At 48.8% G+C, this 295-nt stretch carries 1 protein-coding gene; it reads left to right on the forward strand.

Going from position 1 to position 295, the window contains the following annotated elements; all coding sequences use genetic code 11:
• A partial coding sequence (locus tag SB719_RS19555; RefSeq protein ID WP_412159652.1) for a carbon starvation induced protein CsiD occupies window positions 1-295 on the forward strand: 295 nt, incomplete at both ends.

Genomic DNA, 295 nt, shown 5'->3' on the forward strand with positions numbered 1-295 from the left:
GGATTTACCATTGGGGTACAAGGACAAACGACGGATATGGAAGACTACGTGAAATTTGCCACTGCGTTGACCCACCTGGTCGGGTCGTCGAATTTCGATGCGATGTCCGGAACCTTTTATGCACGGTTTACGGTAAAGGATACGGACAACAGTGATTCTTATTTGCGTCAAGCGTATCGTCTATTTACTCTGCATACCGATGGAACCTTTGTAGATGAACCAACGGACTGGCTGCTGATGATGAAAATGGATGAGCGCAATGCGGTTGGAGGAGAATCGCGCCTGCTGCACCTTG

The organism is Pantoea sp. SIMBA_079, assembly GCF_046940275.1.
Classification (GTDB): domain Bacteria; phylum Pseudomonadota; class Gammaproteobacteria; order Enterobacterales; family Enterobacteriaceae; genus Pantoea; species Pantoea borealis.